Origin of the sequence: Celerinatantimonas marina, from assembly GCF_046054165.1 — a bacterium.
GTDB lineage: Bacteria > Pseudomonadota > Gammaproteobacteria > Enterobacterales > Celerinatantimonadaceae > Celerinatantimonas.
In genome coordinates this window covers 190,209-215,115 of record NZ_JBFNXK010000004.1, presented here as the reverse complement: position 1 = coordinate 215,115, position 24,907 = coordinate 190,209, and the positions used below count along the sequence as shown (strand labels likewise).

The 24,907-nt window shown below is 47.4% G+C and carries 18 protein-coding genes; 14 read left to right on the top strand and 4 right to left on the bottom strand.

Going from position 1 to position 24,907, the window contains the following annotated elements:
- The first annotated feature begins 168 nt into the window (after nt 1–168).
- The 10 genes from ABUE20_RS06240 to hydA all read left to right on the top strand — a co-directional run bounded on the left by ABUE20_RS06240 (nt 169) and on the right by hydA (nt 12,342).
- Complete coding sequence (locus ABUE20_RS06240) at nt 169–1,491, top strand: aspartate aminotransferase family protein (protein WP_408619064.1); 1,323 nt, start codon at nt 169–171, stop codon at nt 1,489–1,491.
- 339 nt (nt 1,492–1,830) lie between these two features.
- Complete coding sequence (locus ABUE20_RS06235; RefSeq protein ID WP_408619001.1) at nt 1,831–2,670, top strand: ABC transporter ATP-binding protein; 840 nt, start codon at nt 1,831–1,833, stop codon at nt 2,668–2,670.
- Nucleotides 2,660–3,538, top strand: a complete 879-nt coding sequence (locus tag ABUE20_RS06230; protein ID WP_408619000.1) for an ABC transporter permease — start codon at nt 2,660–2,662, stop codon at nt 3,536–3,538. Before ABUE20_RS06235 ends, ABUE20_RS06230 begins: the two co-directional genes overlap by 11 nt.
- On the top strand, nt 3,535–4,647 hold the full coding sequence (locus tag ABUE20_RS06225; protein WP_408618999.1) for an ABC transporter permease: 1,113 nt from the start codon (nt 3,535–3,537) through the stop codon (nt 4,645–4,647). The genes ABUE20_RS06230 and ABUE20_RS06225 overlap by 4 nt, the downstream gene beginning before the upstream one ends.
- 141 nt (nt 4,648–4,788) lie before the next feature.
- Nucleotides 4,789–5,757: an ABC transporter substrate-binding protein gene (locus ABUE20_RS06220; RefSeq protein WP_408619063.1), complete on the top strand. Its 969-nt coding sequence runs from the start codon at nt 4,789–4,791 to the stop codon at nt 5,755–5,757.
- Nucleotides 5,758–5,876: 119 nt separating this feature from the next.
- Nucleotides 5,877–6,566: a TetR family transcriptional regulator C-terminal domain-containing protein gene (locus tag ABUE20_RS06215; RefSeq protein WP_408618998.1), complete on the top strand. Its 690-nt coding sequence runs from the start codon at nt 5,877–5,879 to the stop codon at nt 6,564–6,566.
- 245 nt (nt 6,567–6,811) lie between these two features.
- Nucleotides 6,812–8,212, top strand: a complete 1,401-nt coding sequence (locus ABUE20_RS06210) for an NAD(P)-dependent oxidoreductase (protein ID WP_408618996.1) — start codon at nt 6,812–6,814, stop codon at nt 8,210–8,212.
- Nucleotides 8,205–9,530 carry an NAD-dependent dihydropyrimidine dehydrogenase subunit PreA gene (preA, locus tag ABUE20_RS06205; protein WP_408618994.1) on the top strand — a complete coding sequence of 442 codons (1,326 nt, stop codon included), beginning with the start codon at nt 8,205–8,207 and terminating at the stop codon, nt 9,528–9,530. Before ABUE20_RS06210 ends, preA begins: the two co-directional genes overlap by 8 nt.
- A 166-nt stretch (nt 9,531–9,696) precedes the next feature.
- Entirely contained in the window at nt 9,697–10,959 is a 1,263-nt protein-coding gene (locus ABUE20_RS06200; RefSeq protein ID WP_408618993.1) for a Zn-dependent hydrolase, read from the top strand.
- 9 nt (nt 10,960–10,968) lie between these two features.
- Nucleotides 10,969–12,342, top strand: coding sequence for a dihydropyrimidinase (gene hydA / locus ABUE20_RS06195; protein WP_408618991.1), 1,374 nt, complete (start codon nt 10,969–10,971; stop codon nt 12,340–12,342).
- A gap of 771 nt (nt 12,343–13,113) precedes the next feature.
- On the opposite strand, the gene glpK is transcribed toward hydA, so the two are convergent.
- Nucleotides 13,114–14,622, bottom strand: coding sequence for a glycerol kinase GlpK (gene glpK / locus ABUE20_RS06190; RefSeq protein ID WP_408618990.1), 1,509 nt, complete (start codon nt 14,620–14,622; stop codon nt 13,114–13,116).
- A 254-nt stretch (nt 14,623–14,876) separates the two neighbouring features.
- Between glpK and glpD the strand changes: the two genes are divergently transcribed.
- On the top strand, nt 14,877–16,385 hold the full coding sequence (gene glpD / locus ABUE20_RS06185; protein WP_408618988.1) for a glycerol-3-phosphate dehydrogenase: 1,509 nt from the start codon (nt 14,877–14,879) through the stop codon (nt 16,383–16,385).
- Nucleotides 16,386–16,409: 24 nt separating this feature from the next.
- On the opposite strand, the gene uvrA is transcribed toward glpD, so the two are convergent.
- Nucleotides 16,410–19,238: an excinuclease ABC subunit UvrA gene (gene uvrA, locus ABUE20_RS06180; protein WP_408618987.1), complete on the bottom strand. Its 2,829-nt coding sequence runs from the start codon at nt 19,236–19,238 to the stop codon at nt 16,410–16,412.
- Nucleotides 19,239–19,388: 150 nt separating this feature from the next.
- On the opposite strand from uvrA, the gene ABUE20_RS06175 reads away from it, so the two are divergent.
- Together ABUE20_RS06175 and ABUE20_RS06170 are read left to right on the top strand one after the other, a co-directional pair.
- Nucleotides 19,389–20,753 (top strand): MFS transporter, encoded by a 1,365-nt coding sequence (locus tag ABUE20_RS06175; RefSeq protein ID WP_408618986.1) that lies wholly within the window; start codon nt 19,389–19,391, stop codon nt 20,751–20,753.
- A gap of 257 nt (nt 20,754–21,010) precedes the next feature.
- Entirely contained in the window at nt 21,011–21,655 is a 645-nt protein-coding gene (locus ABUE20_RS06170) for a single-stranded DNA-binding protein (protein ID WP_408618985.1), read from the top strand.
- 469 nt (nt 21,656–22,124) lie between these two features.
- Here the strand turns inward: ABUE20_RS06170 and ABUE20_RS06165 are convergent, their stop codons facing one another.
- Nucleotides 22,125–22,259 (bottom strand): hypothetical protein, encoded by a 135-nt coding sequence (locus tag ABUE20_RS06165; RefSeq protein ID WP_408618984.1) that lies wholly within the window; start codon nt 22,257–22,259, stop codon nt 22,125–22,127.
- Nucleotides 22,260–22,724: 465 nt separating this feature from the next.
- On the opposite strand from ABUE20_RS06165, the gene ABUE20_RS06160 reads away from it, so the two are divergent.
- The gene (locus tag ABUE20_RS06160; RefSeq protein ID WP_408618983.1) at nt 22,725–23,366 is read left to right on the top strand and encodes a LysE family translocator; all 642 of its coding nucleotides are present in this window, start codon (nt 22,725–22,727) and stop codon (nt 23,364–23,366) included.
- Nucleotides 23,367–23,622: 256 nt separating this feature from the next.
- On the opposite strand, the gene eno is transcribed toward ABUE20_RS06160, so the two are convergent.
- The gene (gene eno, locus ABUE20_RS06155) at nt 23,623–24,903 is read right to left on the bottom strand and encodes a phosphopyruvate hydratase (protein WP_408618982.1); all 1,281 of its coding nucleotides are present in this window, start codon (nt 24,901–24,903) and stop codon (nt 23,623–23,625) included.
- Nucleotides 24,904–24,907: the final 4 nt, after the last annotated feature.

The window sequence follows — 24,907 nt, the reverse complement described above, 5'->3', positions numbered from 1 at the left end:
CATCGAGTTGTTGATTCGACTAGAGACGAATCATGTTCCGGTCGTGTTCAACATGCGTTTGATTTGAACCGATTTCAACGATGACCGCTCAACAGCTCAGAGTAACTAAATAATGTGACCGAACGTCATCGTACCCATAATGATTGGGGGATACGGGATGGGTTACGCATCGATTTATTGAAGGGGGCCAAGGTGACCAACGAGCATGTTTATCAATTAGATCGTGAGTATGTTTTTCATTCATGGTCGACTCAGGGGCAATTGAACCCAATGGTTATTGCCGGAGCAAAAGGCTGTAAACTTTGGGATTATCAAGGTAAAGAATATTTAGATTTTTCAAGTCAGCTGGTGAATGTGAACATTGGCTATCAGCATCCTAAAATTGTGGAAGCGATTCGTGAGCAGGCTCTGGAATTAACTACGATTGCGCCCGCTGTCGCTAACCTGAAACGTGGGGAAGCTGCGAAACGAATCATTGAACATGCACCAGCAGGGTTTAAAAAAGTCTTTTTTGCCAATGCTGGAGCTGATGCGAACGAAAATGCGATTCGGATGGCGCGTATTTATACCGGTCGTTCTAAAATTCTTTCTGGATATCGTTCCTATCATGGCAATACCGGGAGTGCGATTGTTGCCACTGGTGATCCTCGCCGTATTCCGAATGAATACGCTGCCGGGCATGTACATTTCTTCCAGCCTTATCTGTATCGCAGTGAATTCCATTCATCGGATGAACAACAGGAATGTGAACGAGCATTAGCGCATTTGCGTCGGGTTATCGAACTGGAAGGTCCACAGGCCATTGCCGGTATTTTGCTAGAAACGATTCCGGGAACTGCAGGGATCCTGACACCTCCCGCCGGCTATCTGCAAGGGGTTCGCAAACTGTGTGATGAATTTGGGATCGTGATGATCTTAGATGAAGTGATGGCGGGTTTTGGTCGTACCGGAGAATGGTTTGCACTGGATGGATTTAATGTGATCCCCGATCTGATCTCATTTGCGAAAGGGGTCAACTCGGGTTACATCCCTGCGGGTGGGGTGATTATTTCGGAAAAAATCAGTGAATTTTTCAATGATCATTATTTCCCGGGCGGATTAACCTATTCTGGCCATCCGATGGCGATGGCGGCGATTGTGGCGACTATCGATGCCATGGTGGAAGAAAAAGTAGTTGAAAATGCCGCGATGATTGGTCAGGAAATTTTGGCTCCTCAGCTGCAGCAGTTGCAAAGTCAGCATGCCATGATCGGAGATGTTCGGGGTAAAGGGGTCTTCTGGGCTATCGAGTTGGTCAGTGATCCGCAGAAAAGAACACCATTAGCCGATGCGCAAATGGCATTAATTAAAGCCGATTTACTGGCGCAGGGGTTATTACCATTTGTTGCAGGAAATCGGATTCATATTGTTCCTCCTTGTGTGATTACTTCTGATGAAGTGACACAGGGGATCGAAATGATTGATAAATCACTTAAAAAATATTCAATTTAGTGATTTAATTTCTAACGAATAAAAATATAGTTTATTAAAGCCTGCTTATTATTAAATGAATAAGCAGGCTTTTTTATATTCAAGTCAATAATATAAAGTTATTTAAGGTAAATATAACGTTATCCCCCTAAATAAGAATTGAACATTTTTTGCTCTACGTTGGAGCGAGTTGATCAATATGGGGCACCATTACTGATTTATTATTTGGATTGCACTTTTTTAATTCTGAAATATGACAGTTATTCCTGAAAATAGACTTGTTTTTTACATGGCATATATTGTGCTTGTTGAAAGTTAACCAAATGGTCAGGAATTAAATAAAACTATAAGGAGCGCACCATGAATCAACCATTTCGGGTTCTGACCTCTGAATCCACTTCAGAGCCAGAACCGAATCAGCTTTCCCGGCCTGTTGTGCATGCTAAGCAGCTGAATGTGATTTATCCGGCAGCCGATCAGCCGGTGCATGCGCTATCTGATATCGATTTACTCATCCGTCAGGGAGAATTTGTCTCGCTGATTGGTCCTTCTGGCTGTGGTAAAACGACCTTGCTGCGAGTGATTGCCGATCTGGAGCCGATTACCTCCGGAGATGTGCTGGTGAATGATATGACGCCTAGTGAAGCTCGTCAGGCTCGGGCTTATGGCTATGTTTTTCAGGCTGCGACTCTGCTGATGTGGCGAACTGTTTTAGAGAATGTCATGTTGCCGTTGACTATTCAGCGAAAACCCACTCAGGAAGCCCATCGTATTGCGAAAGAACAATTGGCAAAAGTTGGCTTGTCCGGCTTTGAGGATAAATATCCGTGGCAGCTTTCTGGGGGGATGCAGCAACGGGTTTCTATCGCTCGGGCTCTGGGGATTGAACCAAAAATTCTGATGATGGATGAACCGTTTGGGGCACTGGATGAGATCACTCGTAACAATTTAAACCAGCAGTTGCAGGATTTGTGGCGGGAGCAACAGCGCACGGTAGTCTTTGTGACCCATTCCATCTCTGAAGCCGTGTATCTTTCGACCAAGATTGTGGTGATGTCTCCTCGTCCCGGACGCATCGTGAAGATTATTGATTCCCCTTTGCCTCGCGAACGAACCGCCGATTTACGAGACAGTGAAGCGTTTATCCAATTGGCACAACAGGTGCGAGATGCATTATCGGAGGGGCACCATGAACATTAGTTTGAGGATGGCTGGTCGCCACAGTATCCCGATAGGGGTTGTGTTGATGATTGGCCTGTTAGTCTGGTATGTACTGGCCATTGCGATGAATGCTCAGGGGGTGATATCTAGGGTGTTACCTCCAGATTGGTCATTTGGCCAGTTGGTCACGGCGACCTGGAATATGTCTCGACCCGTGCTGCCAACCCCGCATCAGATCATCATCGATGTTTATAACAGTATGACTCAATGGCCGGTGACCTCGCCGCGAAATTTACTGTATCACGCTTGGGTCACGGCTGAAGCGGCGCTGACCGGGTTTGTGATGGGCGGAGTGCTTGGGATCTTATTAGCCATTATCATCATCCATTCTAAAATGTTAGACCGAGCGTTATTGCCCTGGATTGTGGCATCACAGACGATTCCGGTACTGGCGATAGCCCCGATTGTGCTGGTGATTCTGGGAAGCTTAGGGATCACCGGGTTACTGCCGAAAGCGGTGATCGCCATGTATCTGTGTTTTTTCCCAATCACCATTGCCATGGTTCAGGGGCTGCGTTCACCGGCGAAGTTACAGATGGAGCTGTTCCATACATATGCGGTGACGCCTATTGATACCTTGACATTGCTCCGGTTCCCTTCGGCACTTCCTTATTTGTTTCCGGCCTGTCGGGTGGCGATTGCTGCGGGTCTAGTTGGTACGATGGTTGCTGAGTTACCGACCGGAGCCCAAGCTGGGTTAGGGGCGCGGCTTTTAGTGGGGTCTTATTACGGGAATACCCTGATGATTTGGTCGGCGCTGGTGGTGGCTTCATTACTGGGTTTATTTTTGACTGGAGTGGTGAGCTTTGTCGAATATTGGGTGATGCGAAATAGGAGAGTGGCATGAGACAGCATAAATCTGGGGCTTTGTTAATTGTTTTTGCTTTTATTTTTACATTACTTGGTCTGACTCAATCACTGAGCTTAGATATTAGTACAATGACACCCCATATTCATTCGTTATCGCTGATCGCTGGTTTATGTTTATTAATTACAGTGATTTATAGTTGTTTCGTTGCTATTCAATTTAAACATGTATTAGTTATTCAGCTATTTACGTTTGTCAGTGCCTTCTTTGTATTAAAAGCGGCTTACCAGGTAACCGATAATACCATCATGCTATGGTTTAATGTTATTGCTTTAGTATTACTGGCTAATTTATCGCTGAAATATTTAGTGGAACAACAGCAACAAACTATTCCGCAATTATTAATTGCGACTCTTTTTGGGTTTTGGTGTCTTTATGCCTGGCAGTTTATTGTCACGGTATTACAGGTCCCTCAGGTTTTATTACCGACTCCGACCGCGATTTTACAAGCACTGACGGGCAGCGGGGCGATGCTCTGGGCTGATTTTGTGCAGACGGTGATTAAATCTGTGGTGATTGGTTATCTGTTAGGTAACGGATTGGGTATTTTAAGTGCCATTTTGATTGAACGCTCAAGCTTTTTGCAGCGTGGTTTCCTTCCGCTGGCCAACTTAACCAGTACCATCCCCTTGGTTGGGGTCGCACCAATTGCTGTGATGTGGTTTGGTTTTGACTGGCCTTCGAAAGCGGCGGTTATCGTCTTGGTGACCTATTTCCCAGCGCTGGTTTCAACATTAGCCGGATTGCAATCGACCAACAAATTAGAGCAGGAATTGATGTATTCCTATGCGGCTAGTTATTGGCTGACTCTAAAAATGTTGCGGTTGCCAGCCGCGATGCCATTTATCTTTAACGCATTGAAAGTGAACTCTGCGCTGGCGTTGATTACCGCGATTGTTGCGGAATACTTCGGTTCGCCAACCGTGGGGCTGGGATTTCGCATTTCGGTTGAAGCCGCTCGGATGCATATGCCGGTCGTCTGGTCTGCGATTGTCGTGGCTTCTATTTCGGGTTCCGTGATCTATGCGTTGCTTGTGTATCTGGAGCGTCGGGTTACTTTCTGGCATCCGGCGATTCGCAAAGCCTGACAGGGTCGGGGAGGATCCCCGGTAGTCGGTTTTATTGGGTGTTTAAAAACGCATCTTGAGTGCAGTGCTAAAAATATAAGGGAAGATTGGATGATGAAAAAAACGAAATTAAAAAGGCTGTTGCGTAGCGCGTGTGCAGCGATGGTTGTTGCATCGGTCACCACCACCGCCTATGCCCTCGATAAGGTTACATTGCAATTAAAGTGGGTTCCACAGGCCCAGTTTGCTGGCTATTACGTGGCGCAGGAGAAAGGTTTTTATAAAGAGCACGGTGTTGATGTCACGATTAAACCTGGCGGTACGGATATCTCTCCGGTTCAGGTGATTGCCGGACATTCGGCAGATGTCATTGTGGACTGGATGCCGGATGCGTTGGCCGCCCGTGAATCGGGGGTTCCACTGGTGAACATTGCCCAGATTTATAATCGTTCCGGAATGATGCTGACCTGTAAAAAATCTTCAGGGATCAAAACACCCGCCGATCTTAAAGGAAAAACACTTGGCGTTTGGTATGGCGGTAATGAATACCCATTTTTCAACTGGATGGCGAAACTGCACTTAACTCCCGGTAAAGATATTCATATTTTAAAACAAGGCTTTAACGTTGATCCGTTGTTGCGTGGTCAGGCCGATTGCATTTCAACCATGAATTATAATGAATACTGGCAGTTGATCGATGCCGGAATGAAAACGGACCAGCTGATTACCTTCCCTTATGAAGATGAAGGCGTATCGACACTGGAAGACGGTTTGTATGCTTTAGGGCCACAGCTGAAAGATCCAGCGTATGTTGCGAAAATGGCAAAATTCTTAGCCGCGACTTTTGAAGGCTGGGATTATGCCGTGAAACATCCTGAAGAGGCCGCTAAAATTGTTGTGGCTCAGGATATGTCGGGTGCGGCCATGCTAGACGTTCAGACTCGTCAGATGGAAAACGTAGCCAAGCTCATCACTTATGCCAATACCGATAAAATGGGGTATTTGGAACCGACGGCTTATCACCGAACTATCCAAATGTTATTAAACAGTGGTCAGGGCGCTGTGATCAAAAAAGATCCAGGTGATAGTGCAATGACTCATATCGTCTGGCAACAGGCCATGAAAAAATAATTTAATTGTTTGCCAATCCGGTGCAAGCCGGATTGGTCCTTTGTCAAATATCCTGCCGATCATTATACTTGTTGCACAACAAACCTGTCCCCATTCATCCATACAGGTCAATCTAAATCATGAGTGATATTTTTGAACCCCATGCTGTCACCGATCTTTTGCATTTAGCGAATGAAGAGGACTATCTTGCCTCCACAAATAAAGGCCGGATCCGTAAAAGTAATGAAAATTTAATCTTATTTGCCGCTGAGCGTGCCTTCTCTCAATATGGGTTTAAGGGAACGACAATGGCTCAGATCGCTGAAGAAGCCGGGCTTCCTAAAGCCAATCTACATTATTATTTTTCCAGCAAAAAAAATCTGTATTTGCATTTGCTGGATCGCATCATGACGGAATGGTTGCATCCGATGTCGGAAATCTATCCTGATGCCGATCCTAAAGTGGCTCTCGAAGCCTATGTTCGACAGAAAATGCATTTGGTCTTTGAACGGCCGCATGCTTCAAAACTTTTTGCCAATGAATTATTGCAGGGGGCCAAAGTGGTCAATGGGCTGCTGCATACCACATTAAAAGAGTTAGTAGCAGAAAAATCAGCGGTGATTGACGAGTGGGTCCGAGAAGGAAAAATTAAGCCAGTTGATAGTGTGCAGCTATTTTTCTCATTGTGGGCGATGACTCAAACGTATGCCGATTTTGATGTTCAGATTAATGCTGTACTCGGGACGTCTATTGATGCGCCTGAGCAGCAAGAACGAGCTGTTGAACATGTGTTAACCATGCTCTTTCGTACTTGTGGTCTCGCGGAGTAACGACCAAATCCGCCTCAAAAATGGGGTCTTTGCACATTATATAAGCAAAAAAAGCACAATATTTGTGCATGACCTCATTTCCCTCTCCATCCTTTGTTCCTGATTTGTCACTACTTTCCCCGCTATAGCTGTTTTTTTAAACATTTCTGACCATTTGGTCAGGTTGGCATGGATATCGCTTTAATAAGACTAATCCTAACTAGTTGGTCAGGATTTTGTGCCATAAGATGACCAAGGGGCAATATATGAATCATCGTACCTCACCTCAGAGCAAGGTGACGAAGCAGGGCGCAACGGGATGCCCGAGCACCAGCTATCAACTGAAATTTTGTGATTATCCATCACCATTGACGGCCGCAGCAGCAATGGCTGAAACGGATCGTTGTTACTACTGCTATGACGCACCTTGTATGAAAGCGTGTCCGGCAGACATTAATGTGCCGCAGTTTATTCATCGGATTGCTGAACACAATATCCGAGGGGCCGCTGAAACCATTCTTTCGGCTAATGAACTCGGTGGCATGTGTGCCCGAGTTTGTCCAACGGAAGTTTTGTGTGAACAAGCCTGTGTGCGTCAGGCTCAGGAACAGAAACCGGTAGAAATTGGTCGGTTACAACGTTTTGCAACGGATCAGTACTTTGCGAATCCCGGTAAACCATTGTTCCAGCGAACACCAGCAACTGGAAAACGGGTTGCTGTCGTCGGGGCAGGTCCGGCTGGATTAACCGTGGCTCACCGACTCGCTCGTCAGGGGCATGACATTGTGCTATTCGATGCCCATCCGAAACTCGGGGGACTGAATGAATATGGTTTGGCCCGTTATAAAACATCCAGTGAGTTTGCTCAGCAAGAGATCCAATGGTTGCTATCCATTGGTGGGATCGACGTGCGCTGTTCACAGCAACTGGGCCGAGATATTTTTCTAGAGCAACTGCAAGATGAATTTGATGCTGTCTTTTTAGGATTGGGTCTAAATGCGGTGAATGCCTTAGGGATCGATGAACCCGATCTTCCTTCTGTTCGGGAGGCAATTGATTTCATTGCGGATATCCGGCAAGCGGATGACCTCTCTTTAGTGGAAGTGGGCCAGCATGTGGTGGTTATCGGCGGTGGGATGACCGCAGTCGATGCTGCGGTGCAGGCTAAAAAACTGGGAGCTGAGAGTGTCACGATGGTGTATCGCCGTGGAGAAAGCTCGTTTAAAGCTTCAGAACATGAAATTAACTGGGCCAGAGAGAATGGGGTCGTGATCCAGTGTTGGGCTCGTCCAGAGGCCATTGTGGTGGATGGACTGCTTCAGGGTATGTCATTTATTAAAACAGAACAAGTCGCTGGCAAGCTGGTTGATACGGCCGAACGCATTACCTTCAAAGCCGATATGGTGCTTAAAGCGATTGGGCAATCTTATCAGCCTTGGTCGGGTCCACTGCATCCGGTACTGGAGCAGGGACGCATTGCGGTTGATGAGCAGTGCCGAACTTCCATTACTGGTGTTTGGGCAGGAGGGGATTGTGTGACGGGGGGACTGGATTTAACCGTCGATGCGGTACGCCTTGGCAAGATTGCTGCACAGTCAATTGATTACGAGCTCCAACAACATGAACAGAAGCGACCTATTTTAGAAGCAGAGGTGTCCAATGGCTGATTTAACATCGAACTTTTTGGGCATCCACAGCCCCAATCCTTTCTGGTTGGCTTCTGCGCCACCGACTGACAAAGAGTATAACGTGGTACGCGCTTTTGAAGCGGGCTGGGGAGGCGTGGTCTGGAAGACTCTTGGTCTGGATCCGCATGTCGTCAACGTTAAAGGGCCTCGTTATAGCACACTGCGTTCACCAGATCGCAAAATTATGGGGCTCAATAATATTGAGTTGATTACCGATCGGACGCTGGATATCAACTTAGAAGAGATTGCCCGAGTGAAACGCAATTGGCCGGATCGCGCGGTTGTGGTTTCGATTATGGTGCCTTGTGACGAAGAATCCTGGAAGTTTATTTTACCGCTGGTGGAACAAACCGGAGCCGATGGTATTGAGCTGAACTTCGGTTGTCCGCATGGCATGAGTGAACGAGGAATGGGGGCGGCTGTTGGGCAGGTTCCCGAATATATTGAAATGGTGACTCGCTGGTGTAAGCAGTATTGCTCGATCCCGGTGATCGTCAAACTCACGCCGAATATTACGGATATTCGCTATCCGGCACAGGCGGCTAAACGCGGCGGGGCGGATGCGGTATCCCTCATCAATACTATTAATTCCGTGATGGGCGTCGATCTTGAGCAGATGCGAATGAATCCGCATACCGATGATAAAGGATCACATGGTGGTTATTGTGGCCCGGCAGTGAAACCCATTGCTTTAAATATGGTGTCTGAAATTGGCCGTTCCCCTGAAACCAGCGATCTGTTGATCTCCGGGATCGGTGGGATCTCGACCTGGAAAGATGCGGCTGAATTTATCGCATTAGGCTGTTCGAATGTGCAGGTTTGTACGGCGGTCATGGTCCATGGTTTCCGTATTGTTGAAGACATGGTAAGTGGCCTGTCCAACTTTATGGATGAAGCCGGTTATCGCACTATTGAAGATTTTCGAGGTAAGGCATTGCCCTCGGTAACTGACTGGCGTTACCTGAACTTAAATCACGTTAGCAAAGCGGTGATCGATCAGGATCTCTGTATTCAATGTGGCAAATGTCATATCGCTTGTGAGGATACCTCCCATCAAGCGATTACTCGGACTCTGAACGGTGAACGACATTATGAAGTGAAAGAACAAGACTGCGTCGGTTGCAACCTCTGTGTATCGATCTGCCCTATTGAAAATTGCATTACGATGCGCACCTTAGCCCCCGGTGAAGTAGATCGTCGTACGGGTGAAGTGGTTCGTCGCGAATATGCGAACTGGACCGAGCACCCGAATAACCCAATGGCTCAAGCGAAAGCTGAAGCAGTTAGCCCCTCGTAACGTCAGGATCGGGATAACGACACGAAAATTCAAGGCAACGCTGTGGTTCATGCCGACCGCCCATGATCAGGCAAACGATATTTTAGGCAGATCAGCCCGCAGATTGTAAGTCATGGTGAGTTTGCTGCGGCTAATGGAATTTTATAGACAGAATTAGAGGTGCAAAATGTATCAATGTAGCTTAGAACGAATGACCGACAAGATAACCACGTTTAGTCAGTTTGGGGATGCCGGGCATGGCGGGATTACCCGCTATACCTTGTCTGCTGAAGATGTGCTGGCTAGAAATGAATTCATCAAAAGAATGGAAGCGATCGGGGCCACGATTGAAGTCGATGATGTGGCTAACGTGTATGCGACGTTGCCTGGTAGCGATGCGGATGCGAAACGCATCGTGATGGGGTCCCATTCTGATTCGGTCAAAAATGGCGGTAATTATGATGGCATTTTAGGGGTGATGTCGGCAATGGAGGTGTTAGAAACTGTCGTCGAACAGAATATTCCGCATCAACATCCGTTGACGGCGATGATTTGGACCAATGAAGAAGGCTCGTTGTATCCACCGGCGATGATGGTATCAGGCATTGTGTGTTACGACTATTTACCCGAAGATGTGAAAGGAAAATTCAAATACGAAGATATGCTGCAATCCAAAAGTGTACTGGATAAACAGACCACTTTTGGACAAGCCCTGGATGCTTCTGATTTTAAAGGGGATGCCGCAAATCGTCTGTCACCTGAACACTACAAGTGTATGTTTGAAATCCATATTGAACAGGGTCCGATATTGGAAGATGCCGGCAATGACATCGGAGTCGTTGATTGTGTCTTGGGCATGTTTAACTACCGGTTACGTTTCTATGGTCAAACCGTGCATGCCGGGACTTTCCCGATGCCGAAACGCCGCGATGCTTTATATGCTGCGTCTCAGGCTTTGTGTTATCTGCATGATGAAATCGATAAACTGGGCTATGGTGATTTGGTGTACACCACCGGTGAAATTGAATGCCATCCGAACGTGCATACCTGTGTGCCGGATGAAGTCGATTTTTGTATCGATGCTCGTCATGAAAGTGCAGAAGTGTTGGATAAAGTCTTAGCCGTCGTTAAATCTTGCGGCGATAAACAGTGGGCTGGATGTCGCTGTCAAGTCGACAGAATGTGGAACCGGGATACAGTGTATTGGAATGACACCTTAGTGAGTTTTGTGAAAGCCGCCGCAGAAGAAAGTGGCGTTTCTCATCAGATGGTTCACTCGGGAGCTGGACACGATGCGCAGTTTGTCGCCTATATGCTACCGACGACGATGATCTTTGTGCAATCTAAAGATGGTTTATCACATTGTGAATTGGAATACTCGTCACCGGAGCAGTGTACTGCCGGTGCCACCGTACTCTTAAATGCCGTGTTAAAAGCAGATGCAGAATAAGGAGGCCTCATGGATTTAATCATTAAAAATGGCACCGTGGTAACCGCCAGCGATACCGTTCAAGCGGATGTCGCAATTCACGATGGCAAAATTGTAGCCATCGGCGCTGATTTGTCAGCAGATGGCGCTCAGGTTGTTGATGCGGCCGGTAAATTAGTCTTGCCAGGGGCCATTGATGTGCATACGCATTTAGCGATGCCGTTTGGTGGAACCACTTCTGCGGATAGCTATTTAGCCGGCACGCGGGCTGCGGCCTGTGGGGGCGTAACCACCGTTTTTGATTATCCTATGCAGCGCAGAGGGATGACCATTAAACAGGTGATTGATTCTAAAAAAGCCATTTGTGAGCAAGAGGCCTGTGTCGATTATGCGTATCACTGCATCATTACTGATTTGAATGATGGCGCGATTTTAGATGAAATGGCGTCGGCGGTAGAGTCCGGGATCACCAGTTTTAAATGTTTCTTTGTTTATAAAAAAGAAGGCATGATGGTTGATGACGGCGTTTTTGCCCGGTTACTGCTGAAAGCCAAAGAAGTAGGGGCCATGCTCAATTTGCATGCGGAGAACCCGGATCTGATTGATTACAATATCGAGAAATTTCTGGCCGAAGGCAAAACGTCAGCTTGGTATCACTATTTGAGTCGCCCGGAATATGTTGAAGCGGAAGCTGATAAACGTGCTGTTCATTGGGCCACACACCTTGAAGCCCCTCTCTATCTAGTGCATATGGCGGATAAAGAAGGGTTGGAAGCGGCCATTGCAGCTAAAAAAGAAAACAGTGATATCTATATTGAAACTTGTCCGCAATATCTTGAGTTTACCTGTGATGTCTATAAACGCGATGATGGTCGAAACTTCGTGTGTTCGCCTCCCATCAAAGGTCAAGAAAGTCAGGATGCGTTGTGGAAAGCGATCAAAAACGGTGATATTGACGTTGTTGCAACCGATCACTGCCCATTCCAGTCGTTTGAAAAAGATTGGGGCATTGATGATTTCACCAAGATTCCCAATGGTTGTGCCGGGATTGAAAACCTCTATCCCTATATGTTATCGGCTGCTAATGAAGGGAAAATTTCATATAATCAAGTGGTTGAACTGTGCTCAAGTAATCCGGCAAAAATTTTTGGCTGTGCCGATAAAGGCAGTATTGCGGTTGGTAAAGATGCGGATATCGTCATTTATGACCCACAAATTGATTTTACGATTTCTGTCGATAATATGCATTCCGACTACGACCACACCATATGGGAAGGTATTCAGTTAAAAGGGTACCCGGTTCAAACCTATTCGCGAGGTCGTCTGGTTTATGATAAAGGCGAATTTGTCGGTGAACCAGGGTGGGGAAAATTTGTGAAGCGAGAAAAACGCCCTACAAAATAATGAGATAACACCATCTTCAGAGCCCTATCATGCTAAGCACGATAGGGCTTTTTATGTTTTTGAACCCAAAAACCCCACCCAGCCTCCCCTTAGCAAGGGGAGGAGCATTTTCTGGCTATCGGGGTTAACCTTTCTCCCCTTATCTGCAAGAGGTTGAGCATTTCATCGATACCTTGTAGCCCGGATGTAACATCGTGAAATCCGGGGCTCACCGATGCCGTGCAACCGTTCGGGAGTTAGAGAAAATTTAAAGTGTAGATGTATGAAAACCCCACCCAGCCTCCCCTTAAAAAGGGGAGGAGCATTTTCTGGATGCCGGGGAGTCAACCGTTCTCCCTTATCTTCAAAAGGTTGAGCATTTCATCGATACCTTGTAGCCCGGATGTAACATCGTGAAATCCGGGGCTCACCGATGCCGGGCAACCGTTCGGGAGTTCGAGGGGGTTTAATATGTAGGTGTATGAAAACCTCACCCAGCCTCCCCTTAGCAAGGGGCGGCGCATTTTCTGGATGCCGGGGAGTCAACCGTTCTCCCCTTATCTGCAAGAGGTGGAGCATTTCATCGATATCTTGTAGCCCGGATGTAACGTCGTGAAATCCGGGGCTCACCGATGCCGGGCAACCGTTCGGGAGTTAGAGGGGATTTAAGATGTAGGTGTATGAAAACCCCACCCAGCCTCCCCTTGGTAAGGGGAGGAGCATTTTTTGGATGTCGGGCAACCATTCTCCCCCTTATCTTCAAGGGGGAGTTAGAGGGGGTTTGGTTTGAGGTTAACCTTTGGACAATGCCCGTTTTACGGCATTGGCCCAGCCACCATAGAGTTGCTGGCGCTGTTTCCGACTCATCTCCGGTGTGAATTTTTTATCAACGGTACATAACGCTTGGATCTGCGCGGTGGACTCCCAAAAATCGACAGAAAGTCCGGCCAGCATCGCTGCACCTAAGGCGGTTGTTTCAATGAGCTGAGGCCGGTCAACACGCACTCCCATAATGTCAGATTGAAATTGCATCAGAAAATCATTGGCCGCCGCGCCTCCATCGACTTTAAGACTTGAGATCTGTAACCCGGAATCTTGCTGAATTGCTTCGAGCACATCCCGACTTTGATAGGCTATGGCTTCTAGTGTCGCTCGGATAATGTGATTGCGATTAGTTCCTCGGGTCAGGCCGACTATCATGCCCCGGGCATCCGGATCCCAGTAAGGTGCCCCCATGCCGACAAATGCCGGAACCAGATAGACGCCGCCGCTATCAGGGATCTTGCTGGCAAAATAATCCGTATCACTGGCATCATGAACGATCCCCAGTTCGTCGCGTAGCCACTGAATCGTCGCGCCGCCCATAAACACCGAACCTTCCAGGGCATAACAAGGTTGCCCTTCGGCATTAATCGCGAGTGTCGAGATCAGCCCATGTGCTGAATGATAAAGATGTTGGCCGGTATTCATCAGTAAAAAGCAGCCGGTGCCGTAGGTATTTTTTGCCATTCCTTTTTCAAAACAAAACTGACCAAATAAAGCGGCTTGTTGATCACCGGCAATCCCGGCCAGAGGAATCCGTGCATTGCTGCGTCCGGCCATTCGGGTTTGTCCATAGACTTTACTGGAGCTACAGACTTGAGGCAGCATGCGTCGGGGGATCGATAGCGCTTCCAGTAGCTTATCATCCCAGTCCAGTGCCTTGAGATTAAACAGCATGGTCCGCGATGCGTTGGTATAGTCGGTTACATGAGCGTGACCCTGAGTAAAATTCCAGATCAGCCAACTATCGACCGTTCCAAACAGCAGTTGGCCTTGTTCCGCTTTTTCTCGGGCGCCGTCGACATGATCTAGGATCCATTTGATTTTAGTGGCTGAGAAATAGGCATCGATCACCAGACCGGTGTTTTCTTGAATATAATCGCTTAGCCCCTGAGCCTTTAGTTCCTCACAGATAGGAGCGGTGCGTCGGCATTGCCAGACAATGGCATTATAGATCGGGCGTCCGGTGTGACTGTCCCAGACGATGGTGGTTTCCCGTTGGTTGGTGATCCCGATGGAAGCAATTTGATCCGGATCGATCCCGGTTTTAGCCAGTACCTCGACCAGTACCGAACTCTGGCTAGACCAGATCTCCATTGGATCTTGTTCGACCCAGCCCGTCTGGGGGTAATGCTGGGTTAATTCTCGTTGAGCGACACCGACGATTTGGGCTTGTCGGTTAAAAATGATAGCCCGAGATGAGGTTGTGCCTTGATCGAGAGCCACAATATATTCTTTAGCAGCATTGGGATGACTCATGAATGATTAAACCTTCCTGAGAAAATGAAACGTTAATAGCCTAACTATCTGAATCGATGAATAATATTAGCAGATTTATATCATCGCTGAATGAGAGATAGCTGTGATCGCCAGCACTTCATCGGTCGTATGCATGATAGTGTCATATTTCCGCTGTAATTTGATTAGAAACAGGGAAGCGCTGAAGATTTAGATTCTTTGGAATAGGTTCTAGACTAAAGAATAGTGATCTCAAACGTCAGGGGAGAGATGCAATGCACGATCACGAATACGACCTCATTGTTATCGGTGGAGGCATTAATGGAGCGGGTATTGCGTCCGATGCGGCACTACGTGGGCTGCGGGTGGCTCTCTTAGAAGCTAAAGACTTTGGTGGTGCTACGTCATCGGCCAGCTCCAAATTGATCCACGGAGGTTTGCGGTATTTAGAGCAGTATGAATTCCGACTGGTGCGCGAAGCATTGGCCGAGCGTGAAATTCTCATGGCCAAAGCTCCCCATTTGATTACTCCGATGCGATTTCGACTGCCTCATCGGCCTCAATTACGTCCAGCATGGATGATCCGAATTGGATTGTTTTTATATGATCATCTGGCCAAACGTCAGCAGTTGAGTCGATCACGTGCGATCCGATTTGATCGTCACGACGGACCGCTGCTCCATGAGATCCGCCGTGGTTTTGAATATGCCGATGGTTGGGTCGATGATGCTCGTTTAGTACTGGCAAATGTGCAATCGGTCGCTGAACGAGGTGGTTCGGTCTGGAACTATTGCCGTTGTCAGAGCGCGTTCCGACAGGGAACGTATTGGCAAGTTGAGGCGTTTGATGAACGTCGTGAGCTAGGATTTGAGCTGCGAGCAAAGGCGCTGGTGAATGCGGCGGGTCCGTGGGTTAATCAGGTCTTTGATGAACAATTAAAGCAGCGTTCCCCCCGAGCGATTCGCTTGATCCAAGGCAGTCATATTGTTGTCCCCCGGATCCATCGTGAGCCTTATGCTTATATTTTGCAAAATGATGATCAACGGATCGTGTTTGTGATCCCGTATCAGCAAAAATACAGTTTAGTTGGAACGACCGATGTAGAATTTCAGGGTGATCCTCGTCATGTGCATGTTTCCGATCAGGAAGTGAACTACCTTATCGGGGTTGTGAATGCACATTTTAAACATAATTTGCGTCTGGATGATGTGCTCTGGAGTTACTCCGGAGTCCGACCGCTGTGTGCCGATGAGTCGGGTGTCCCACAGGCTATTACCCGTGATTATACGATCGAGCTGGATGAGGATCCGAAATTGCCGCTGCTATCTGTTTTTGGTGGCAAACTGACGACGTACCGAAAATTAGCTGAAACGGCGGTGGATCGGTTAGCCCCTTATTTTGAGTCTTGTCCGGCCAGTCGTAGTCGAACGGACGTGTTACCCGGTGGCGATTGTGATCCAGATACCTTGAGTCCGTTGCTGCATCAGGACTATCCGTTTTTAACATCAGCGCAAGCCTCGCGTATCGCGCATGCTTATGGTAGCCGAGCACGGTTATGGCTTCGGCAGGCGAAACAACGTAGTGACCTCGGACAATGGTTCGGAGATGATTTGTCACAGGCCGAAATTGATTATTTAGTGACGAATGAATGGGCCTATCAGAGCGAGGATATTTTATGGCGGCGAACCAAATTAGGCTTGGTGATGAGTGAGAGTCAGCAACTGGCCTTGAATGCTTATTTAAGTCAGTCACAGTTAAATGCTTATCAAAATAAAACCGCCTGATATTGCAGGCGGTTTGTCTAAGAGTTAATACCCCCGCTCTAAAATCGGTCGTAGAAAACGAGCCGTATGTGAGCTGGGATGTTTCGCAACGTCTTCAGGGGAACCCGCGACCAGAATTTCTCCACCGCCTTTGCCCCCTTCAGGGCCTAGGTCGATAATCCAGTCGGCAGTTTTGATCACATCCAGATTATGCTCGATAATCACCACGGTATTACCTTGATCGCGCAAGCGGTGAATGACTTTCAGCAGCATTTGAATATCGGCAAAATGCAGCCCGGTGGTCGGTTCATCGAGAATATACAGCGTTGAACCGGTTCCCCGTTTGGAGAGCTCCCGGGAGAGTTTCACTCGCTGTGCTTCACCCCCACTTAAGGTGGTCGCCGCCTGACCTAAACGAATGTAGGAGAGGCCGACGTCCATCAACGTTTGTAGTTTACGCGCCATTGCTGGAACTGCATCAAAGAACTCACGGGCTTCTTCAACCGTCATATCCAGACACTCATGGATATTTTTGCCTTTGTATTTAACTTCCAGTGTTTCACGGTTATAGCGTTTACCGTGGCAGCTGTCACAAGGCACATAGATATCCGGCAAGAAGTGCATTTCGACTTTGATGACACCATCGCCTTGGCAGGCTTCACAGCGACCGCCTTTGACGTTGAAACTAAACCGTCCCGGTTTGTATCCCCGAGCTCGAGATTCCGGCGTGCCGGCAAACAGCTCGCGCATCGGGGTAAAAATCCCGGTATAGGTCGCGGGATTCGAGCGCGGAGTGCGGCCAATCGGGCTCTGGTTGATATCGACGACTTTATCTAATAGATCAAGCCCTTCAATCGACTGATAGGGGGCAATATCATTACCGTCCGCTTTATTTAGATCGCGATGTGCAATTTTAAATAGCGTATCGTTCACCAGTGTGGATTTACCGGAACCGGATACCCCGGTGACGACGGTTAAAAGTCCGACCGGGAATTTAGCTGTCACGGCTTTGAGGTTATTGCCACAAGCGCCTTGCAGTGTCACCCAACCTTGCTTAGGCGCATGCCGTTTGGCCGGAATTTCAATTTTACGCTGGCCACTTAAGAACTGGCCAGTGAGTGACGCCGGAGTAGCAATGATCTCATCAACGTTACCTTGAGCGATAATATTCCCGCCATGCACACCGGCTCCCGGGCCGATATCGACGATGAAATCGGCTGCCCGGATCGCATCTTCATCATGCTCGACCACAATCACGGTATTACCGAGATCGCGCAGATGGGTTAGGGTTGAGAGTAGCCGTTCATTATCCCGTTGGTGCAGGCCAATCGAAGGCTCGTCGAGCACATACATCACCCCGACCAGACCCGCTCCAATCTGGCTGGCGAGCCGGATCCGCTGCGCTTCTCCACCAGAGAGTGTTTCGGCGCTGCGAGCCAGTGATAGATAATCCAGTCCGACGTTAACCAAAAAGCTTAGCCGTTCATTGATCTCTTTGAGGACTTTGCTGGCGATCTGTGCTTTTTGCCCGGTGAGTTGCAATGTGGCAAAAAACTCCATCGTTTCATGGATCGACATCTGGGTAATTTCGGGAAGCGTGGTTTGCTGAACGAACACATGACGAGCTTCTTCACGCAGACGACTGCCGTGACAATGGGGGCAAGGTTGACTGCTGATATATTTGGAGAGCTCTTCACGCACCGCGTTGGACTCGGTCTCTTTATAGCGGCGTTGCATGTTGGGGATCACCCCTTCAAATGGATGTTCCCGCAGCGTGATATCGCCGCGGTCATTCACATATTTAAAGGCAATCGCTGTTTTTCCGGAGCCGTACAGCAGTACTTTTTGAATTTTTTCCGGTAGCTCACAATAAGGAACATCGAGTGGAAAATCATAGTGTTCGGCCAGTGAGCGCAGCATCTGATAATAGTAAAAATTACGTTTATCCCAGCCGCGAATGGCACCGCCGGAGAGGCTAATTTCATCGTTGATGATGACTTTCTCCGGATCAAAATATTGTTCAACACCTAGACCATCACAATGCGGGCAGGCCCCGGCCGGATTGTTGAATGAGAACAAGCGAGGTTCCAGCTCATGCATGCTATAGCCGCATTCCGGACAGGCAAAATTAGCCGAAAAAATAATCTCATCCATGTTGCCATCCATCGCGGCAATGATGGCGGTGCCTCCGGAAAGCTCTAAGGCGGTTTCGAAAGATTCCGCCAGTCGCTGTTGCAAGTCACTGCGGACTTTAAAGCGGTCAACGACTACTTCAATGGTGTGCTTTTTGCGTAGTTCCAATGTGGGTGGATCGGATAAGTCACAGACTTCACCATCGATTCGGGCCCGGATAAAACCTTGAGCATTGAGGTTTTCTAGCGTTTTAACATGTTCCCCTTTTCGCTCTTTGACCACGGGGGCCAACAGCATCAAGCGACTTCCTTCTGCCATTGCTAACACTTGATCCACCATTTGGGTGATGGTTTGTGCGGTTAGGGGGCGGTCATGGTTCGGACAGCGCGGTTCACCGACTCGGGCATATAACAACCGTAGATAATCATAGATTTCGGTGATCGTGCCCACGGTGGAACGTGGGTTATGCGAGGTGGATTTTTGTTCAATCGAAATCGCCGGAGAGAGCCCTTCGATGTGATCGACATCGGGCTTTTCCATCAGTGACAAAAATTGTCGGGCATAAGCCGAAAGTGATTCCACATAACGGCGTTGCCCTTCGGCATAGAGCGTATCAAACGCCAGTGATGACTTCCCTGATCCAGATAGTCCGGTGATGACAATCAGTTTATCGCGGGGCAGGGTGAGATTTAAGTTTTTTAAGTTGTGGGTGCGAGCACCGCGGATCTCAATGTTATCCATATCACCTTGATGCAGTAGCTATAAAGAGGATGTATCAGTATCGCACAAACGCGCCGATGAGGCATCTTTAAAGATGTATCCTGTTGGGGTTTTAAGCTTCGTGCTATGATGCCATTTTTTAACGTTACGATAAGAATAGGAAGAGACGATATGGCTGACGGAGCAATTTCCGCCACTGAAAAGCGAGGAGCCATGTCGCTGGCACTGGTATTTGCGCTAAGGATGGCCGGTCTATTTATGATAATGCCGGTGCTAGCGATTGCGGCCCGCCATCTTGATGGCTTTTCTCCTTTAACCGTCGGGGTGGCTATTGGAGCCTATGGACTGACGCAGGCGATATTACAAATTCCGATGGGATGGCTCTCGGATCGCATTGGTCGTAAGCCGGTGATTGTCGGGGGACTCGTGGTGTTTGCCATTGGGAGTGTGGTGGCGGCGTTAAGTGATTCGATGACCGGTATCATTGTCGGTCGAGCGATTCAAGGCATGGGCGCGATAGCTAGCGCGATCCTCGCCTTAGCCGCCGATTTAAGCCGAGAAGAACATCGCTCCAAAGTCATGGCAACAATTGGTATGAGTATTGGCGTGGCATTTGCGGCATCTTTGATTTTTGGGCCGGCACTAGTGCAGTGGCTGGGGTTAAGCGGGATGTTTTGGCTGGCGGCGGGGTTCGCTCTTTTAGGGATCTTAGCCGTACTGCTCACCGTCCCGAAAGTATCGACCCATGCGCCGCGAGGGGATGTGTCGGCCTCATTCGGGCAATTTGTCCGGGCGATTAAAAATCCACAACTGTTGCGGCTCGATTTCAGTATTTTTTCACTGCATTTGCTACTGACCGCTGAGTTTGTACAGTTCCCCAGTCGATTGGTTCGTGCCGGGCTTTCAGCTGGGCATCATTGGTTTTTATATCTGCCAGTGATGATAGGTTCCTTTGTCTTGATGGTGCCAATGCTGATTTTAGCCTCGAAGAAAAATCAGCAGCGGGGCTACTTTATGCTGGCGATCGGACTGTTTTTGATGGCTAGTTTGTTGCTGTTGGTTTCAGATAGCTTAGTGGCGCTTATCGGTTCGGCGGTGCTGTTTTTTACGGCCTTTAACTATATGGAAGCGGCCCTTCCGGCAATGCTCTCATCATTGGCACCCGCAGGACAAAAAGGGGGCTCAATGGGGGTTTATTCGACCTGCCAGTTTATCGGAGCCTTTATCGGAGGCAGTGTATCTGGATTGATCTTGGGTCATCTGGGCACGAGCGCCGTGGTGGTATTTTCAATCGTGATGATTGTGTTATGGAGTCTGGCCGCATTGGGGTTGAAAGTTCAAAGTGGCCTTAAAAACTATACGATTCGTTATCGGCGTGATTGTGATAGTGATCGGTTAGTTCGCCAGTTAGGGAGCTTGGACGGGGTGCTAGAAGCGGTGATTTTTCCTGAAGAGAAAACGGCTTATTTAAAAGTGAACGATAAACAGTTTTCGCTGGATAATGCTCAGCAGCTGGTTCAAGGGGGTTCGCTTTAAGTTTGACCCCAAGCGCTAAATATTTTTCGCACTTTAAAAGTACCTGACGGCGCTGGATTTTCATCGATTGTGTGTCGATTAAAGCCGGTGATGTGACGGGTTTTACGTTGTGGAGAGTGGATCGCACCGGCAACCTCCCTTATAATTCATTGTTTATGATTTTGGCAACGACCCCGGATCAAATCGTTGCCGCTCTGGGGAAGAGCACCCGGTAACAGGCCGGGAATATCGTGATAATCTGATTTTAAGAGGCATGTATGAGTAGTCGAGGAATTAACAAAGTTATCCTGGTTGGCAATTTAGGTCAGGACCCAGAAGTCCGCTACATGCCGAACGGTGGCGCCGTTGCCAACATCACTGTGGCGACATCCGATTCATGGCGTGACAAAGCGACCGGTGAACAACGTGAACGAACTGAGTGGCACCGAGTCACGCTATACGGTAAGTTGGCGGAAGTGGCTGGTGAATATCTGCGTAAAGGTTCTCAGGTTTATATTGAGGGTCAGTTGCAAACTCGTAAATGGCAAGATCAAAGTGGTCAGGATCGTTATACCACCGAGATTGTGGTGCAAGGCTACACCGGCGTGATGCAAATGCTGGGAGCGCGTGGTGGGCAAGGTATGAACACCAATGCACCGCAGCAGCAAGGCAATTGGAATAATCAAAATCAAGGCGGTTTTAATCAGCAAAATGCTGCGCCTCAGGGTGGTTTTAATCCAAATCAGAATCAGGGTGGATTTAATAATCAATCCCAATCGGCGCCATCACAGCAAGGTGGGTTTAATAACCAGAATCAGGGGCAGGGTCAACAGAGTCGCTCACAGCAAGCCCCGGCTCAGCAACCACAGCAGCCGACTTACAACGAACCACCGATGGATTTTGACGACGATATCCCGTTCTGACGGTTACCTAAGACCTATTTTTGTTTAGTTTAAAAAAGACGAAACCCAGCCAGCTATGCTGGGTTTTTTGTTGCGATAGGGTCCCTTTTCAAGGGAAAACCCCCTCTAACTTCCCCTTGAAAGAAGGGGGAGAATAGTGCTTCCTGCATCGGTAAGCTTGCAGATTTCACGGTGTGACATCCGGGGGATAAGATCAGCCATCGAGTTCTCCTCCCCCTTGAGAGAAGGGGGAGAATGATACTTCCTGCATCGGTAAGCTTGCAGATTTCACGGAGTGACATCCGAGCGATAAGATCAGCCATCAAATTCTCCTCCCCCTTGAGATAAAGGGGAGAATGGTGCTCCCAGCATCGGTGCGTTTGTGGATTTCACGGTGTGACATCCGGGCGATAAGATCAGCCATCGAGTTCTCCTTCCCCTTGAGCGAAGGGGGAGAATGGTGCTTCCTGCATCGGTAAGCTTGCAGATTTCACGGTGTGACATCCGGGCGATAAGAGCAGCCATCAAATTCTCCTCCCCCTTGAGAGAAGGGGAGAATAGTGTTCCCTGCATCGGTAAGCTTGCAGATTTCACGGTGTGACATCCGAGCGATAAGGTCAGCCATCAAATTCTCCTCCCCCTTGAGCGAAAAGGGAGAATGGTGTCCCCAGCCTCGGTGCGTTTGCGGATTCCACGGTGTGACATCCGAGCGATAAGATCAGCCATCAAGTTCTCCTCCCCCTTGAGCGAAGGGGGAGAATGGTGCTTCCTGCATCGGTAAGCTTGCAGATTTCACGGTGTGACATCCGAGCGATAAGGTCAGCCATCAAATTCTCCTCCCCCTTGAGCGAAAAGGGAGAATGGTGTCCCCAGCCTCGGTGCGTTTGCGGATTCCACGGTGTGACATCCGAGCGATAAGATCAGCCATCAAGTTCTCCTCCCCTTTTTAAGGGGAGGCTGGGTGGGGTTTTTAAATCCTCTGGAATATTGTTATATTGGGCTAAAAATGACCTATAGCACGATGCGTTGATCACGTGCTATTGTGATCCTCTTTTGTTTTATTTTTAGTCGTTAGATCGGTGGGCTGTATATGGCAATTAGTGTCTGGCTTATTTATGTCAGTGTGATTACGTTATTAATTATTACTCCAGGACCTTCAGCGCTGCTTTGTATCTCCGATGGCCTGAAATTTGGCAAAAAACGCTCGGTCGCAACTGTGCTAGGCGGCGCGATTGCGGCCTTAGTCCTCATGACTATTTCTGCTGCAGGTTTAGGTGCTCTGTTAGTCACTTCTGAAAAATTATTCTTCTTGCTGAAAATTTTAGGCGCCATGTATTTAATTTATTTAGGTTGGCAGTCTTGGAAAGATCGGGGATCTTTGGAACATATCAGTGAGCCAACTATTTCGATTTCAGAAAATATGAGCGTTTATAAATTATTTAAAAAAGGCTTTATGGTTGGGATTAGTAACCCCAAAGATATCTTATTTTTTACGGCATTATTCCCTGGCTTTATTGATACGAGTGCTCCTCATCTCGAACAATACTTTATCTTAGCTGGAACTTGGTTTGTTATTGATTGCACATCAATGTTTACTTACACTTCGTTAGGTAATCGTTTGGGATCATGGTTAAAAAATTCCCGTAATATTAGACGATTCAATCGTATTGTCGGCGGTGTTTTTGTCTCTCTGGGGAGTTCTTTAGCATTAAGTGCTGTCGCATCGAAATAAATGTATCATTGAGTCAAAAAATATATCAGAGTATTTTCGAAACTCTTTAAATATGTATTTAAATGAGTCTAAAGCGAATAGGAGTAAAGCTCACATGCCAATAAAAAGCATATGAGCTTTATTGTCTGCTATCTTTCTACTTTTATTTGACTTGTTTATTGATGCATTGTGATGAACGAGTCGAAATTATTTTACTTCGTGGGCTGGCATTTAAATTATAACAATATTTTTAATGTAGCGGTAAAATCCGAATGCATTATGAAAAAGATATTTCTTGTCTATTTTTAATTTTCCGATTATCAATGATCTCTTTCAAACGAATTAAGCGATTATATTTAGCTAAGGATTCAGTTCTGGCAAATGATCCAAATTTAACTTTGGGACAGTGAAATGCCACTGCTAAATCTGCAATAAAGGTATCTTCAGTTTCTCCTGAGCGCCGTGAGACTACAACACCGTAACCGGATTTCATCGCATGTTTAATAATCTGGGTCGTTTCAGATAATGTACCAATCTGATTGGGCTTAACCAGAATTGAGTTTGCGATATGTTGAGAAAAACCTTGATTAAATCGTTCTATATTCGTTGTAAATAAGTCATCACCTACCAGTTCAATCTTGTTTCCGATACGTTGTGTCAGTTTTTGCCAGCCCGCATGATCATCTTCTCCTAATGGATCTTCCATTAAGACGATTGGATATTTATCACATAATGCAACTAAATAATTAATGAATTCATCGGTTGTTAAAGATAGTTTATCCGCGAATAAATTATATCGGCCTTTTTCATAAAACATTTCAGCAGCTAAATCCATACTTAACCCAACATCGATCCCAGGGGCATAGCCAGCGGCTTTAATGGCCTGAATCAGTAGTGTGAGTCCTTGTTCATTGCGGGTCAGTGTTGGCATTAAGCCACCCGTACCGGAAACACCAATGGCGACTGAGTTATTCATGAGGATCGATTTGAGAGCTTGATAAATTTCTTTACCGATCCGCATCGAATCCATCAAATTCTGCGTTTTGAGTATAATAATTTGAAAGTCCTGAAAATCACAATTTCCTATTCCATGTCGACCTCCAGAGAGCATTGAGAAAATAGGGGTCGGAATGGACAAGGGTTGTTGATCCTCATTAAGGTAATCACATAGCTCTTCGTGACGTTCTTCGGCCGCCGCTTTAGCAACGGCGAGTGAAATCCCTAATATAGCATTGGCACCTAAACGACGTTTATTTGAAGTTCCATCAAGTGCAATTAACATGTGATCGATTTTTAGTTGCTCAAATACAGACATGCCTAATAATTGGGGACGGATAACTTCACGAATATTATGAATAGCATTTAACACGCCTTTACCTGCAAATCTTGCCATGTCGTTATCTCGTACTTCAACGGCCTCATATTTACCCATAGAAGTTCCGGATGGAATGATGGCTTTAGCGGTTACACCGCTTTCTAAATGAATCTCGACTTCTAGCGTAATATCAGCACGTGAGTCGAATACTTCTCTTGCTAAAACATCAACAATTTTACTCATATTG